Source organism: Pseudomonas sp. IT-P395 (assembly GCF_949767675.1).
In the GTDB taxonomy this organism is placed as follows: Bacteria; Pseudomonadota; Gammaproteobacteria; order Pseudomonadales; family Pseudomonadaceae; genus Aquipseudomonas.
In genome coordinates this window covers 17,500-34,684 of the sequence record NZ_CATKPW010000019.1, presented here as the reverse complement: position 1 = coordinate 34,684, position 17,185 = coordinate 17,500, and the positions used below count along the sequence as shown (strand labels likewise).

The following is a 17,185-nucleotide window of genomic DNA, read 5'->3' as shown; positions in this document are numbered from 1 at the left end:
AAAAACGCGTGCAAGAGTTAATCGAGTCGGTAGGACAACTTTCGGCTAAGCAAAGAAAGGCTCTGGCGGTTCTGCTCAAGCAGAAAGGCGTCAACCTCTTTGACATTGCCCCGGTTTTCAAGCGCACGGCTGAGGAGCCGTTGCTGCTGTCCTACGCTCAGCAGCGCCAGTGGTTTCTCTGGCAGTGGGCGCCGCACAGTGCGGCCTACAACATTCCGACGGCCCTGCGTTTGCAGGGCCCGCTGGATGTCAGCGCGCTGGAGCGCAGTGTTCAGGCGCTGATCGAACGACACGAAACCTTGCGCACGGTGTTCTCTCAGGAAACCGCGCAACCCTTGCAAGTGGTCCTGCCCGCAGGACCCTTTGCACTGGAGACTCATCAACTGAGCGCTGAGCTGACCAACGACGCGGATGCTTTGATCCAGGCGTTCGTGCAGACCCAGAGCCAGAAAACGTTCGACCTGCAGCACGGCCCGCTCTTGCGCGCAGCGCTGCTGCAAGTCACCCCCAATGACCATGTGCTGGTGCTGACCCTGCACCACATCGTCTCCGATGGCTGGTCGCTGCAAGTGATGATCGAGGAACTGGTGCAGCTCTACGCCGGTTTCAACCTCGGTCACGATGCCGGTCTGCCGGCCTTGCCGATTCAATACGCCGACTACGCCTTGTGGCAACGGCAGTGGATGGAGGCCGGTGAGCAGGAGCGGCAACTGGCCTACTGGCAAGAGAAACTCGGCGGCGAACAACCGGTGCTGGAACTGCCGATGGATCGCCCGCGTTCCATCGAGCAAAGTTTCGCCGGCGCCAGCCACAACCTGATTCTCGACCCGACGCTGAGCCACGCGCTCAAGGCCTTCGCCCGGCAAGAAAACGTCACCCTGTTCGTGGTCTTGCTGGCCTCGTTCCAGGCCCTGTTGCACCGTTATAGCGGTCAGGCCGACATCCGCGTCGGCGTGCCGAATGCCAACCGTGGCCGGGTGGAAATCGAGCGGCTGATCGGCTTCTTCGTCAACACTCAGGTGCTCAAGGCCGACATCGACGGGCAGATGTCCTTTGTCGATCTGCTGCGTCAGGTCAAACAGACTGCGCAGCAAGCGCAGGCCCATCAGGACTTGCCCTTCGAGCAACTGGTCGAAGCGCTGGAACCGGGCCGCAGCCTCAGTCACAGTCCGCTGTTCCAGGTGATGTTCAACCATCAGGCCGAGCGCCGCGCGAGTGTCGAAACCCGTTTGAATGGCCTGAACATCGAGCCGCTGGAATGGCAGAGCCAGACCGCGCAGTTCGACCTGACCCTCAACACCACCGAACAGGCCCATGGCATCGAAGCCGTGCTCAAGTACGCCACGGATCTGTTCGACGCGGTGACCATCGAGCGTCTTGCGCAACACTGGAACGCGTTGTTGCAGGCCATCGTCGCCGAGCCGACGCAACGTATCGGCCAGTTGCCGATGCTCGATGCCGGTCAGCAGCAACAATTGCTGGCGCAGTGGAATCCTCAGCGGGTCGAGCAACCGCTTGAGCAGTGCATTCACCAAGCCATTGAAGCGCAGGCCGAGCGTTATCCCGACGCGGTCGCCGTGACGTATGACGGGCAACGCCTGACCTACGCCGAACTCAATCGTCGCGCCAACCAGTGGGCGCATGCGTTGATCGCCCGTGGCGTCGGCCCGGATGTGCGTGTTGGCGTGGCGGTCGAGCGTTCGCTGGACATGATTGTCGCCATCCTCGCTGTGCTCAAGGCCGGTGGCGCTTATGTGCCGCTGGATCCGGGTTATCCGGATGATCGCTTGAGCTACATGATCGAGGACAGCGGCATCGAGCTGCTGTTGACCCAAGGCCATCTGCTCGCGCAACTGCCGGTGCCGTCGGGGCTGGCGTGCCTCGATCTGGATCAGGCGCCAGAACACCGCATTGAAACCAATCCGCTGTGCCTGACCACGCCGGATAGCCTGGCGTACGTCATTTACACCTCCGGTTCAACCGGCAAACCGAAAGGCGCATTGCTGCCGCACGGCAACGTCATGCGGCTGTTCAGTGCCACCGAGCACTGGTTCGATTTCGGCCCGCAGGACAGCTGGACGCTGTTCCACTCCTACGCCTTCGACTTCTCGGTCTGGGAGATTTTCGGCGCGCTGCTGTATGGCGGCAAACTGGTGGTGGTGCCGCATGACATCAGCCGTTCTCCGGAAGATTTCTACACCCTGCTGTGCGATGAAAACGTCACCGTGCTGAACCAGACGCCATCGGCGTTCAAGCCATTGATGCAGGTCGCCAGCGAGTCGACGCGCAGCAACTCATTGCGCTACGTGGTGTTTGGTGGCGAGGCGCTGGAAGTTCAGAGCCTGCGCCCGTGGTTCGAGCGTTTCGGCGACCGCGCGCCAACGCTGATCAATATGTACGGCATCACCGAAACCACCGTGCACGTGACTTACCGACCGTTGTCGATGGCTGATCTTGAGCAAAGCCACAGCAGCCCGATCGGCGAGCCGATTGTCGACTTGTCGTGGTACTTGCTCGACAGCTCGCTGAATCTGGTGCCGCAAGGCTGCATCGGTGAGTTGTACATCGCCGGTGCCGGTCTGGCCCGGGGCTACCTGAATCAGGCCGGCATGACCGCCACGCGATTCGTTCCCGATCCGTTCAATCCGCAGGCCGGCGAGCGCCTGTATCGCACCGGTGACCTGGCGCGGCTGCGCGGCGATGGCGTGATCGAGTACATCGGGCGGATCGACCATCAGGTGAAGATTCGTGGTTTCCGTATCGAGCTGGGCGAAATCGAAGCGCAACTGCTCAAGCACCCTGAGGTGCGCGAAGCGGTGGTGCTGGCGGTCGACGGTATCAGCGGCCAGCAACTGGCGACGTGGATCGTCGCGAAAGAACAACTGGACGGCGAAGGGCAGGGTGCACTGCGCGATTCGATCAAGGCACATTTGCGCGAGACCCTGCCGGACTACATGGTCCCGGTCAGTTGGGCGTTCCTTGAGCGTCTGCCGCTGACGGCCAACGGCAAGCTCGATCGCAAGCAACTGCCGCATCCGGAAGTTGCGCAGGTACAGGAAGTGTATGCCGCGCCGCGCAACCCACTGGAACAGCGTCTGGCCGAGATCTGGCAGGACGTGCTGAAGGTCGAGCGTGTCGGGCTCAACGACAACTTCTTCGAGCTGGGCGGTGACTCGATCATTTCGATTCAGGTGGTTAGCCGCGCCCGTCATGCGGGCATTCGCTTCACCCCCAAAGACATCTTCCAGCACCAGACCGTGCAACGTCTGGCGACTGTCGCGCAACAGAGCGACGCGGTGCAGATGCAGCAGGGCGAAGTGCTCGGCGACGCGCTGCTGACACCGATCCAGCATTACTTTTTCAATAGCGACATCCCGGCGCGGCATCACTGGAACCAGTCGATCCTGTTGACCCCGGCTACCACGCTGCAAGCGGCGCCACTGGAACAGGCGCTGTTGCACCTGCAACGCCACCACGACGCCCTGCGCCTGCGCTACTGCCAGACTAACGACGGCTGGCAGCAGCGCCACGCGCCTGCGGATCAGGCGCACGCCTTGCTGCGCACGGTCACACTGGACGACAGCGCCGCATTGCCAGCGCTTTGCCATGAGTTGCAGCGCAGTCTGGATTTGCTCGATGGCCCGTTGATTCGCGCGGCATTGGTTGACTTGCCGGACGCCAGCCAGCGTCTGTTGCTGGTGATTCATCACCTGGTGGTCGATGGCGTGTCGTGGCGGATCCTGCTGGAGGATTTGCAAACGACCTATCAACAGCTGAGCAGCGGTCAGGCTGTGCGTCTGCCGGCCAAGACCAGCGCGTTCAAGGATTGGGGCAAGCGTCTGCAGGAGCATGCCCGCAGTGCCGAGCTGGAAAGCGAACTGGATTACTGGCGCGGGCAGCTGCGCGATGTGTCGGTCGAACTGCCGCTGGACAATCCGCAGGGCCAGTTGAGCAACCGTTTCGAACGCAGCGTCGATACGCGTCTCGACGCCGAACGCACCCGTCAGTTGCTGCAACAGGCGCCGGCGGTTTATCGCACCCAGGTCAACGACCTGCTGCTGACCGCGCTGGCCCGCGTGCTGTGCCAATGGACCAACACCGACAGCGCACTGGTGCAGCTTGAGGGGCATGGTCGGGAAGACCTGTTCGATGACGTCGACCTGAGCCGCACGGTGGGTTGGTTCACCAGCATGTTCCCGGTGCGCCTGACCCCGGACGCGAGTCTCGAAACCTCGATCAAAGGCATCAAGGAGCAACTGCGCGCGATCCCGCACAAAGGCATCGGCTATGGCTTGCTGCGTTATCTGGGCAGCGCCGAGTCGCAAGCCGCATTGAACGATCTCGCACATCCGAAAGTGACGTTCAACTACCTTGGCCAGTTCGACAACAACTTCGACGAAGGCGCCCTGTGGGTGCCGGCTACCGAAGACAAGGGCGCCGGCCAGGACGAAAACGCGCCGATGGCCAACTGGCTGACCATCGATGGCCGGGTCTATCAGGGCCAACTGAGCCTGACCTGGACTTACAGTGGCGATGTCTTCGAAGACTCCACCATCAACGCTTTGGCCCGTGCTTATGAAGTGGCGCTGAGCGAGTTGATCGACCATTGCCTGAGCCATCCAAGCGGTGGTTTGACGCCGTCGGATGTGCCGTTGGCCGGGTTGTCCCAGGCGCACCTGGACAGCTTGCCGATCGCCGCCCAACGCATCGAGGACATCTATCCGCTGGCGCCGATGCAACAAGGCATTCTGTTCCACAGCCTGTACGACGCCGATGCCAGCGCCTACGTCTATCAGATGCTGCTGGATATCGACGGCCTCGACGTGGCGCGTTTCCAGCAGGCGTGGCAACGCGTGGTGGATCGTCATGAAGTGTTGCGTGCCGGGTTCATCTGGGGCCGCGACGGTCTCGATGCGCCGTTGCAAGTGATCAATCGCCAGTTGACCCTGGAAATGCCCGAAGTCGATGTGCGCGGTGTGGCGGACTTGCCAGCCGTGCTTGAGGCGCGGGCGCAGGCTGATCGCGAGCGCGGTTTCGATCTGCAGAATCCGCCGCTGCTGCGTCTGTGCCTGCTGCGCACGGCTGATGATCGCCATCGGCTGATTTTCACCTGCCACCACATCCTCATGGATGGCTGGAGCAACTCGCGGATGTTCGGCGAGGTGTTGCAGGATTACGCCGGTCAACCGGTGCCGGGCGCGCAGGGTCGTTACCGTGATTTCCTGGTCTGGCTGCAAGGTCAGGACAAAGCCGCCTCACAGGATTTCTGGCGCGGACAGCTGGCCGCACTGGAGGAACCGACCCGACTGGCCTCGGCTTGCCACGGGCGTATCGTGCCGGGGCCGGGCAAACAGATGCATCGCCTGCATTTTGACCAAGCCTTCACTCAGCGCCTGAACGGTTTCTCCCGTCAGCAGCAAGTGACCCTCAACAGCCTGGTACAAGCCGCATGGCTATTGGTGTTGCAGCGCTACACCGGCCAGGCCACGGTGGCCTTTGGTGCCACGGTGTCCGGGCGTCCGGTGGATCTGCCGGGCATCGAGCAGCAATTGGGCCTGTTCATCAACACCTTGCCAGTAATCGCCAGCCCGCAGGCCACGCTCAGCGTCGGCGACTGGGTGCGCAGCGTGCAGGACAAAAACCTGTTGCTGCGCGACTACGAGCAGACGCCGTTGCAGGACATCCAGCGTCTGGCTCAGTTGAGTGGCGAAGCGCTGTTCGACACCTTGCTGGTGTTTGAAAATTATCCGGTGTCCGAAGCGCTGGAAGCCAACCCGGGCGGTCTGCGTTTTGGCAGCCTGGAGCACCGCGAGCAAACCAACTACGGTCTGACCCTGATCGCCGGGGCCAGCGACGTCTTGAACCTGGACTTCAACTACCTCACCGAGCACTTTGCCGAACGCAGCGTGCTGAGTCTGGCAGGGCATCTGGAAGAAGTGCTGCGTCAGTTCATTGAGGCGCCACAGCGTCTGCTCGGTGAGATCGGCCTGCTGCCATTCGCCGAACGCCAGACCCTGGCGCAATGGAACGCCAATCAGGCTGCGTATCCGGCGGAGCGACTGATCCCGCAGAGTTTTGAGCTTCGCGTCGCGGCGCATCCGCAGGCACTGGCTCTGAGTCATGCGGGCGTCGCCCTGAGCTATGCCGAACTCAATCAACGCGCCAACCAACTGGCCCATCATCTGCTGGCGCTGGGTGTCGGTGCGGAAATCCGCGTGGGCGTGGCGATGCCGCGTTCGGCGGAACTGGTGATCGCCCTGATGGCGGTGCTCAAGGCCGGTGGCACCTATGTGCCGCTGGACCCGGATTACCCGGCAGATCGCGTGGCCTACATGCTCGACGACAGTCAGGCGAAAGTCTTGCTGACGCAGCAGTCGCTGCTGGCACAACTGCCGCAGACCGACGCACAGGTGGTGTTGGTCGAGGCCGGAGGTGCGGCGTTTGCCGAGCAGCCTGCGGACAATCTTCCGGCGCGCGCTGATTCGGCCAATCTGGCCTACGTGATCTATACCTCGGGTTCCACCGGCAAACCGAAAGGTGTTGCCATCGCCCACCGCAACGTACAGGCGCTGATTCACTGGTCTGCCGAGGTCTACAGCGAAGACGATCTGCACGGTGTGCTGGCGTCGACGTCGGTGTGCTTCGACCTGTCGGTGTGGGAGATTTTCGTCACCCTCGCACGCGGCGGCTCGATCGTCATGGCGCGCAATGCCCTGGAGCTGCCGGACTTGCCGGAGCGCGATCAGGTGCGCCTGATCAACACCGTGCCGTCGGCGATTGCCGCGCTGCAACGCACCGGGCAAATTCCGCCGGGCGTGCGCATCATCAACCTCGCCGGTGAGCCGTTGAAGCAGAGCCTGGTCGACACGCTCTACCGCGAGACGGCGGTGGCGCATGTCTACGACCTGTACGGGCCGTCGGAAGACACCACCTATTCGACCTGCACCCGCCGCGAACTTGGTGGTCAGGCGAACATCGGCCGGCCGCTGGTCAACACCACGGCGTACCTGCTCGATGAGCAATTGCAGCAAGCGCCAATTGGCGTGGCGGCCGAGCTGTATCTGGCCGGCGACGGCATCACCCGTGGCTACCTGTTCCGCCCGGGCCTGACCGCCGAACGTTTCCTGCCCAATCCATTCTCGAGCAGTGGCGAGCGCATGTACCGCACCGGCGACCTGACTCGCTTCACGGAGGACGGCCGAATCGAATACGTCGGGCGTATCGATCATCAGGTCAAGGTGCGCGGTTTCCGTATCGAGCTGGGTGAAATCGAAGCGCGTCTGCTCGCTCAGGACAATGTGCGCGAAGGTGTGGTGTTGGCGGTGGATGGCCACAGTGGCCAGCAACTGGTCGCGTATGTGGTGCCAAGTGACAGCAGCCTCAGCCTCGAACAACTGGACGATTTGAGTGAAACGCTGCAGGCCGCGTTGAAGGCGCACCTGCCGGAATACATGGTGCCGGCGCAGTGGCTGTTCCTCGAACAGTTGCCGCTGACCCCCAACGGTAAACTCGACCGCAAGGCCTTGCCGACACCGGACGTCAGCCAGTCGCAGCGCGAATACGTGGCGCCGTCGACGCCGCTGGAGCAGCAACTGGCCGAGGTCTGGCAGGACATTCTGAAGATCGAGCGGGTCGGCGTGACCGACAACTACTTTGCGCTGGGCGGCGACTCGATCATCTCGATTCAACTGGTCAGCCGCGCGCGTCAGCAGGGGATTGGCTTCACCCCCAAAGACCTGTTCCAGCAGCAGACCGTGCAGAAGCTGGCTGCAGTGGTCTCACTCGAGCACTCGACTGGCGAGGCGCCTGCGGATTATCCGTTGGCCGAACTGGATCAGGCGCAGCTCGATGCGTTGCCAGTGCCGGCGGACATGATCGAGGATGTCTACCCGCTGTCGCCGATGCAGGAAGGCATGCTCTTCCACACGCTGTCGGATAACGGCAGCAGCCTTTACGTGCAACAGGTCAGCCTGCCGATCAAGGGCCTGGATGTGGAACGCTTCCGCCAGGCGTGGGAATTTGTCATCGCCCGTCAGGCGATTCTGCGCACCAGTTTCCATTGGCAGGACGGCCTGGCCAAACCGTTGCAGGTGGTGCATCGCCATGCGCCGTTGCAAATGCAGGTGCTCGATTGGCGTGGTCAGGAGACCAGTGAGGAGCGGATTGCCGCGTTTGCCAGCGATGACCGCGCGCTCGGTTTCAATCTGGCCGATGCGCGTTTGTTGCGGGTGACCCTGCTGCGCCTGAGCGACGATCAGTACCAGATGATCTGGACCAGCCACCACATCCTCATGGACGGCTGGAGCAGTTCGCGGCTGTTCGGTGAGGTCCTGCAGTATTACGCCAAGGGCGAAATCATCGGCGAGAACGGTCGTTACCGCGACTTCATCGCCTGGCTGCAGGCACAGGATCAGGACGCCCAGGAGTTGTTCTGGAAGGCGCGCCTGGCGGTGGTCAGCGAGCCGACGGCACTGAGCCAGGCGATGCACCCGCGCCACAGCGCCGATGTTGCCGGTCACGATGCGATCTATTCGAACTGGGACACAGCGCAGACCGCGCGGCTGTTGCAGTTCTGCCGCGACCTGCGCATCACCCCCAACACGCTGATTCAGGGCGCATGGTTGCTGCTGTTGCAACGCTACACCGGGCAGCAGACGGTGACCTTTGGCGCCACGGTGTCGGGGCGTCCGGAAAGTCTGGCGAATGTCGGCAACATGCTCGGTCTGTTCATCAATACCTTGCCGATCATTCAGACGCCGCAAGCCGATCAGCGTCTGGCTGACTGGCTGGGCGAAGTGCAGGCCTACAACCTCGACATTCGCGATTACTCCCAGGCGCCGCTGGCCGATGTACAGCGCTGGTCCAGCCTCGGTGGTCAGGCGTTGTTCGATAGCATTGTGGTGTTCGAAAACTTCCCGATCGACGACCGTCTGCAGGAAGACAACGACACTGACCTGACCTTCGGCAAATCCATCGGCCACGGTGTGACCAACGTGCCGATGGACCTCGCGGTGATGCTCGGTGACGAGTTATCGATCGAATACCTGTATTTGCGCAGCCACTTCAGCGCCGAGGCCGTCGTCGGTATTCGCCAGACCATGGAAAACACCCTCGCCGCGATGCTGGCGGCGCCGTACGAACGCCTCGGTAATTTGCAGCGCTTGAGCGGTGAGCAATGGCAAGCGGCGCAGGTCTGGAGTGCTGAACCGGCGCATACCCATCAAGCGGCGCTGTTGCCGGAATTGATCAGCCGTCACGCGCAACAACAGCCGCAGGCTATTGCTCTGCAATGCGCCGGGATGAACCTGACCTACGCCGAACTCGAGCAACGCGCCAACCGACTGGCGCACTGCCTGATCGAACACGGCGCCGGTCCGGAAGTGGTCATCGGCGTGGCCTTGCCACGCTCGCTGGAAATGGTCGTGAGCTTCCTCGCCGTGCTCAAGAGCGGTGCGGCGTATGTGCCGCTGGACATCGAGTATCCGCCGGAGCGTCTGGCGTACATGATCGAAGATTCGGGCATGGCGCTGTTGTTGACCCAGAGCAGCCTGCGAGCGACCTTGCCGGCGCCGCAAGGTCTGCTGCGCCTGGAAATCGATCACCTTGATGAAAGCCGTTATGCCGACCACGCCCCCGACTGCCGGGTGCAGGAACAGGGCCTGGCGTATCTGGTTTACACCTCGGGTTCCACCGGCCGACCGAAAGGCGTCGCGGTGACGCAAGGCCCGCTGAGCATGCACTGTCAGGCCATCGCCGAGTTGTATGAAATGGACGCCAGCAGTTGCGAACTGCACTTCATGTCGTTCGCCTTCGACGGTGCTCATGAGCGCTGGTTGAGCACCCTGTACAGCGGCGGTCGTCTGGTGATTCGCGACGGTTGCCTGTGGACACCGGAGCAGACCTATCAGGCGCTGCATGATTACGGCATCACCATTGCCTGCTTCCCGCCGGCCTATCTCAAGCAGCTGGCCGAGTACGCCGCGGCCAGCGGTATCGCGCCGCCACCAGTGCGCATCTACTGCTTCGGCGGTGATGCGGTGCCGGATCAGACCTTCGAGCAGGTCAAGGCTGCGCTGCGTCCGCAGTACTTCACCAACGGCTACGGGCCGACCGAAACCGTGGTCACGCCGATGCTCTGGAAAGTCCCGGTCAGCCAGCATTGCGAAGCCGCGTATGCGCCGATCGGCCGTGCGGTGGGCGCACGCTCGCTGTACGTGCTGGACGAGGATATGAACCCGCTGCCGCCAGGCTTTGCCGGCGAGTTGTACATCGGCGGCTATGGCGTCGCCCGGGGTTATCACGGCCGTCCGGAGCTGACTTGCGAGCGCTTCGTGCCCAACCCGTTCGCGGCGGGTGAACGCCTGTATCGCAGCGGCGACCTGGTGCGTTTGCGTGCCGACGGTGTGGTCGATTACGTCGGCCGTATCGACCATCAGGTCAAGGTCCGCGGCTTCCGCATCGAACTGGGCGAAGTCGAGGCCAGTCTGCGCCAGTTGCCGTCGGTCACCGACGCACTGGTGATCGCCCGCGACAATGCTTCCGGCAAGCAACTGATCGGTTATGTGGTCACTGCGACCGGCGAAGACATTGGCGATGAACTCAAGGCGGGTCTGCGCACCTCGTTGCCGGAATACATGGTGCCGGCGCAGATCGTTTGCCTGAGTGCTTTCCCGGTGACACCGAATGGCAAGCTTGATCGCAAGGCGCTGCCGGAACCCGAGTTCAAAACCGAGCAATACCTGGCCCCGCGCAACGAGCAGGAATGCCTGCTCGCGGACATCTGGGCGCAGGTGCTGCAAGTCGAACAAGTGGGCATCAGCGATAATTTCTTTGAACTGGGCGGCGACTCGATTCTGAGTTTGCAGGTGATCTCCCGCGTCAGAAACCATCCGACGTTGCAGATGGATCTCAAGCTGCGCGACCTGATGCGTTATCAAACCATCGCCGGCATCGTCGAGCAGGAAGCGGCGAAGGAGGGCACGCCAAAACCGCAGGCGGACGTCACGCACGTCGCCGCCGAGGGTTTGTTCAATCTTCTGCCGATTCAGGAGTGGTTCTTTGCCGAAGGCATGGCCGAGGCGCATCACTACAACCAGTCATTGCTGTTGAGTGCGCGCCAGCCGCTGGACCTCGATGCACTGGAGCAGGCACTGGGCTGGATCGCGCAACATCACGACTCGCTGCGCCTGCGGTTCTCCCACGAAGGCGGGCGCTGGTTGCAGCGTTACTGTGACCTTAGTGAACAGGGCGAAGCGTTGCTCTGGCGCCGCGAGGCGGACAACAGCGAACAGGTCGAAGCCTTGGCCAACCTCGCCCAGCGCAGCCTGAAACTCGACGACGGGCCGGTCTGGCGGGTGATGCATGTCGCCTTGCCGGATGGCCAGGCGCGCCTGCTGGTGGTGATTCACCACTTGGTGGTCGACACCGTGTCGTGGCGAATTCTGCTCGACGATTTGAAAGTGGCATACGAGGCGTGTGTGCAGGGGCTCGAACCGAAACTGCCGATTCGCACCAGCAGTTACCGATCGTTCGCCGAGGCTTTGCAGGCGCAGGCGCCGGTGATTGCCGAGCAGGAACTGGCGTACTGGCGGGAGCAACTGGATCAGCCGGGCGTCGATTTGCCATGCGACAACCTGCGGGGCAAAAACCTCGTGCGTCAGCAGGCGCAGGCGCGACTGAAACTGTCTCGCGAGCACACTGAACAACTGCTCAAACAGGCTCCGGCGGTATACGGCACGCAGATCAACGACCTGCTGTTGTCGGCGCTCAGTCGTGCCCTGTGCCGCTGGAGTCAACAACCGTCGGCGCTGATTCTGCTCGAAGGCCATGGTCGTGAAGACCTGTTCGAGTCCATCGACCTGAGCCGCAGCCTGGGCTGGTTCACCAGCATGTTCCCGGTGCGTTTGCGCCCCGACAGCGACGACATCGGCCAGTCGATCGTCAATGTGCAGGCACAGTTGGCAGCGGTACCGCAGAAGGGCATCGGCTATGGCGTATTGCGTCATCTGGCTGGGGCTGAGGTGGCGCGGCAACTGGCCGAACTGCCGCAAGCACGGGTCACGTTCAACTACCTGGGGCAGTTTGACCAGAGTTTCGACGAGCAGGCACTGCTGGTGCCAGCGCTGGAAGAAACCGGCGACAACTACAGCCTGAAAGCCAATCTGGGCAACTGGCTGGAAATTGTCGGCCAGGTCTATGACGGTCAGTTGGCCTTGCGTTGCATCTACAGCAGCCAGCGTTATCGCGCCGGCACGATGGATGCCTTGATGGACGATTTCCAGCGTGAGCTGGAGGCGTTGGTCGAGCATTGCATGGCACGCGTGGGCTGATCGCCACGCGCTCAGTCATCTCCGGGGGCGCTGCCGAGGTGCGCCCCTTTTTTTGCCGATACAAGGATTTTAGCGATGTCGTTACACCCTGATCTGGAAGCCTTTCTCGACCTGGCCCAAGACAGCCAGGACGCCGGCCTGCCGGCCATGCACCAAATGACCCCGAGCGAAGCCCGCGCGACTTTCGAGCAGACCACTGCGCAATTGCGCTGGCCGGCGCCGCAAGACCTGATGGTCAGCGAAATCGACACCTCGGCACGTGATGGTGCGCCGTTGGCACTGCGTCTGTATCACCCCAATGCTGGGGCCTCGCCGATGCCGGTGCTGGTGTATTTCCATGGTGGTGGTTTTGTTGTCGGCAGCCTCGATTCGCACGACGGTGTGTGCCGCGAGTTTTGCCAGCGCACGCCGTGTGCGGTGTTGTCGGTCGGCTATCGACTGGCCCCGGAGCATCGTTTTCCAACGGCACTGGAGGATGGCGAAGACGCTTTGTCATGGTTGGCGGAAAACGCCGTAAGTCTTGGCCTTGATGCCTCACGCGTGGCGTTTGGTGGCGACAGCGCCGGTGCCACGTTGGCCACGGTGCTGGCGCTGCAGGCGGTGGTGCAACCGCACACTGTGGCCATCGCACCCAAGGCACAGTTGTTGTGCTATCCGGTGACCGATGCATCGCGCGTGCACGATTCGCGGTTGTTGTTCAGTGAGGGTTATCTGTTGGAGAACGATACGCTTGACTGGTTTTATCAGCATTACGCTCGCAGTCCGCAAGACTATCTGGATTGGCGCTTTTCGCCGTTGTTGGCGGAGGATCTGCGCGGTGTGGCGCCGGCGATTGTGTTGTTGGCGGGCTTCGATCCATTGTTTGATGAGGGGCAGGCTTATGCTGACAAACTGCGTGGGCAGGGGGTGAGTGTCGAGGTTGAGCACTGTCCGGGGCTGACGCATGATTTGCTGCGGATGGCTTCGGTGATGCCTGATGTTTTGCGGGTGCATGAACGCCTGAGCCGGGCGTTGGCGGGGGTGTTGGGGTGATTGGGGGGTGTTTGGGTTTTGGGTGAATATCCGTTGCTGCGGTAACGGCTGATTAGGGTTCCGCCCTTACGGCGGGTCACCTTTTCCAAACGCCGAAAAGGTAACCCAAAAGGCTTGCTCCTACGTGCGGCCCGCTCGCTAAAGCTCGGGGTTCCTTCGCTCCGGGATCGATCCGGGCGCAGCGCCTACGGTTTGCTTCGCTGCACCTCCTCTCGCTGTGTTTGGCTGCGCCAAACGGTCGCTGCGCTCCCACGCCCGGATCAATCCCTCCACTCAGCCTTCCGACGTCGCCTTGCAGATCAAAAGCCGCAGCCGAGCTAACGCTCATCCTGTTGAGTGGTGAGGAGCAACAGCGTGTTCGGCTTAGGATTGGTGTTGGATTCACCCCTCACCCCAGCCCTCTCCCAGAGGGAGAGGGGGCCGATTTTTGGGCTTTTCAAAATCTGAGTTCGACTCGGTATTTCACTTCGACGTAGCTCTCCCAAACATCTCAGTCAGTCCCCTCTTTCTCGGAGGGTGAGGGGCTGATTTGTTTGCTTTTCAGAGCCTGAGTTCAGCGCGGTATCGCACGTCGGCGTAGCTCGCCCAAACACCTCGATCGGTCCTCTCTTTTTCTTGGAGAGTGAGGGGCTGATTTGTTTGCTTTTTAGAGCCTGAGTTCAGCGCGGTATCGCATGTCAGCGTAGCTCGCCCAATTACCTCAATCATTCCTCTCTTTTTTTGGAGGATGAGGGGCTGATTGGTTTGCTTTTTTAGAGCCTGAGTTCAATGCGGTATCGCAAGTCGGTATAGCTCTCCCAAACACCTCAATCAGTCCCCTCTCCCTCCGGGAGAGGGTTAGGGTGAGGGGCTTTTGATCTTGCTCTTGCTCTTGCTCTGGCTCTGGCTTTGGCTTTTGATTTTTTGTCCCTTCGGCAGGCCGAGCGGAGGTGTTCATCCGGGGGTAGGCGCGCAGCGCCGTGCGGCGCAGCCGCATACATCGAGAGGAGGTGCAGCGAAGCAAACCGTAGGCGATGCCCCCGGATGGACACCGTAGCGAGGGAACACTGAGCCTCAGCGAAGTGCCGTACGCCGGGGCAAAGCCTTTTGGGTTACCTTTTCGGCGTTTGGAAAAGGTGACTCGCTGTAAGAGCGAAACCGCCAGCGGCACCACCCGCAGCAACGGATATGCCCCCAAAACCCAAGGAGCATGGTCGGCCCCAAAGCCGCCAAGGCCACCAAGACCAACAGGCGAAAAAAAGCCCCGCCAAAGCGGGGCTCTCTCACATCACACCCAATCAGAAGTCAGCCTTGACCGACATCACGAAGTTACGCGGATCACCATAGAAGTTACCGAACCCTTCGGTACCAATGGTCGAGTAGTAACGCTTGTCAAACAGGTTGTTCCCGTTAAGCGCCACCGACCAGGTGTCATCGATACGGTAGCCAATGCGACCGTTCCAGACCGCATAACCGGCGCCATCAATGTTGTCACCGCCCAAAGGCGAAGTCCGGTAGTTGCCCGTCTGCGCGTTGACACCCGCACCGATTGTCACGCGATCCAGTGGCCCGCTCAGGCTGTAGTCACCCCACACACGCAGCAAGTGGCGCGGCACATAGGAGTTGTAAACCACGCCATCCTGAGTGGCGTCGGCATCTTCCAGCACCTTGGTCTGGGTGTAGGTGTAACCGGCGAGCAATTGCAGGCGGTCAATCACTTCACCGCTGACTTCAGCTTCGAAGCCTTGCGCGCGAACCTTGCCGGAGTTGATCGAGCAAGAACTGTCCTCGCAACGCGGGTCATCCTGGGCGGCATCTTTCTGAATGGTGCGGAACAGGTTGAAGGAGCTGTTCAGACGACCGTCGAACCACTCGCCTTTGATCCCCAGTTCGTAGCTCTGCCCGACCAATGGCTTGAGGGTGCTGCCATCAATGGTCTTGTAGGCGCCTTGCGGGGTGAAGATGTCGGTGTAGCTGGCGTAGGCAGTCAGGTTGTCATTGAGGTCGAACAGCACACCGGCGAACGGCGTGACCTGGCCGGTTTCGGTGGACTCGGTATCGACCTGGGTGCCTTCGCCACGGAAGTACTGCACCGAATCGGTATCGGACTTGTACCAGCTGACACGGCTGCCCAGGACCAGGGTCAGCGGATCAGCCAGTTTCAGGCGGGCGATCGAGTAGGCGCCGTATTGCTTGATGTGCATGTCCACCGGGCCGCCACGGGAGGCGTTGGCCAGGTAGTAGCTTTCGTCCGGTTGCGGGATGTGGTGGTTGGGGTCGAGCACGTTCTGCCGTTGTGGCAGCGCGGCGACGGCGTAGAAGTCATCCTTGTGCGAACGGCTGGCGTTGGCGCCGATGGTCAGTTCGTGTTGCTGACCGAAGGCGTCGAATTTGCCGTCGACATAGGCATCGAAGCCGTAATCGCGCTGGTCGTAGGCGTAAATGCTGCCCAGCATCAGGGTGTTCGATGCGGTGGCACCGACCGGTACCGCGCCGCTCGGGAAGGCGTATTCCATGTCCTGGGTGTTACGCGAGTACACCCCGGCGACTTTCAGCGACCAGTCGTCGTTGAACTGGTGTTTCAGGTCGGCGAAGTAGGTGGCGCGTTTGCTGCGCTGGTTGTTCCACGCGGTGTTCAGGCAGGTGGAGCGCTTGAGGTGCAGGTCGGAGCCGTCGGCGTAACGCGGCAGGCCGCCCCAGCACGGGGTGGCGTCAACATCTTCCCAGGCGAAGCCCAGACCCAGGGTGGTATCGGGGCTGAGGTCGAAGTCCAGGGCGCCGTAGTAGATCTGATCCTTGCGGCTGGCCACGTCGTAGAAATATTGACGGGTCTGTTCGGTGACCACGGCGCGACCACGGATGGTCCCGGAGTCGTTCAGCGGGCCGCCGGTGTCGACCTGGCCACGATAGTTGTCCCAGGTGCCTGCCGACAGCGACAGTTGCGTGTGCGCAGTGTCCTGGCCGCGTTTGCGCACGAAGTTGACGCCACCGGCGGTGCCGCCTGCGCCTTTCATCATGCCGGCCGCGCCACGCAGGACTTCCACGCGGTCATAGATGGCCATGTCGCTGTTGAAGCTGTCGGCCTGCACGTAGCTGCTGCCGATATCCAGCGGCACGCCGTCGTACTGGTACTGGCCAGTCATACGGAAGCCGCGCGAGTAGAAATACTTGCCGCCCATGGGCGAGTCATACACGGTGATGCCCGGGGTCTTTTCCATCACCTGTTCGATGGTGTTGAGGTTCTGGTCATCGAGCATCTTGCGGGTCATCACCGTGACCGACTGCGGGGTTTCCTTCAGCGAGTGCACGCCCTTGCCAATGGTCACGCCACCGGTGGTGTAGGAGTTGCTGCCTTCGGTGGTGGCGCCTAGGCGGCTGGCGTTGACGTTGGTCGGGGCCAGCTCCATCGCGCTGCCGGTGGCCGGGCCGAGGACGGTCACGGTGTTGCCGTCACGCTGGTAGCGGATGCCGGTGCCGTTGAGCATCGCCTTGAGTGACTCATCGTCCTGGTAGCGGCCGTTGAGTGCGCTGGAGCGCAAACCTTGCAGGCTTTCCGGGCTGTAGATGATTTGCAGGCTGGTCTGCTGGCCAAGGGTTTGCAGCGCCTGCGCCAGTGGCTGCGACGGGATGTTCAGGGTCCATTCCTGGGCCTGGACATACGGCGCTGCCGTGAGTGTCAGTGCCAGACCAAGGCCGGTGCCGGCCAGTCGAGTGCGTGTCGCGCCGTGCACCAGCAGGGCTCGAGTCAGAGGGCGAAGCATGAAACGGGATGCGGACATGAGGTTAAGACCTTGGCAGGTATAGTTGTTAATGGTTCTTATTCATCTCATTAAGACGAGGAAGCC

Annotated in this window: 3 protein-coding genes; 2 read left to right on the top strand and 1 reads right to left on the bottom strand. The window is 61.7% G+C overall.

All coding sequences use genetic code 11. The features are described from left to right. The first annotated feature begins 8 nt into the window (after window positions 1-8). Window positions 9-12,329, top strand: a complete 12,321-nt coding sequence (locus ACM6IN_RS15005) for a non-ribosomal peptide synthase/polyketide synthase (protein WP_414916279.1) — start codon at window positions 9-11, stop codon at window positions 12,327-12,329. 75 nt (window positions 12,330-12,404) lie between these two features. Continuing rightward, window positions 12,405-13,361 carry an alpha/beta hydrolase gene (locus ACM6IN_RS15000; RefSeq protein WP_007917116.1) on the top strand — a complete coding sequence of 319 codons (957 nt, stop codon included), beginning with the start codon at window positions 12,405-12,407 and terminating at the stop codon, window positions 13,359-13,361. Window positions 13,362-14,638: 1,277 nt separating this feature from the next. On the opposite strand, the gene ACM6IN_RS14995 is transcribed toward ACM6IN_RS15000, so the two are convergent. Next, on the bottom strand, window positions 14,639-17,119 hold the full coding sequence (locus ACM6IN_RS14995) for a TonB-dependent siderophore receptor (RefSeq protein WP_414916278.1): 2,481 nt from the start codon (window positions 17,117-17,119) through the stop codon (window positions 14,639-14,641). Between the last annotated feature and the right edge of the window lie 66 nt (window positions 17,120-17,185).

What these genes read in the sequence shown, in the direction of transcription:
- ACM6IN_RS15000 (WP_007917116.1), top strand. Translation starts at nt 12,405, where the DNA reads ATGTCGTTACACCCTGATCTGGAAGCCTTTCTCGACCTGGCCCAAGAC.
- ACM6IN_RS14995 (WP_414916278.1), bottom strand. Translation starts at nt 17,119, where the DNA reads ATGTCCGCATCCCGTTTCATGCTTCGCCCTCTGACTCGAGCCCTGCTG.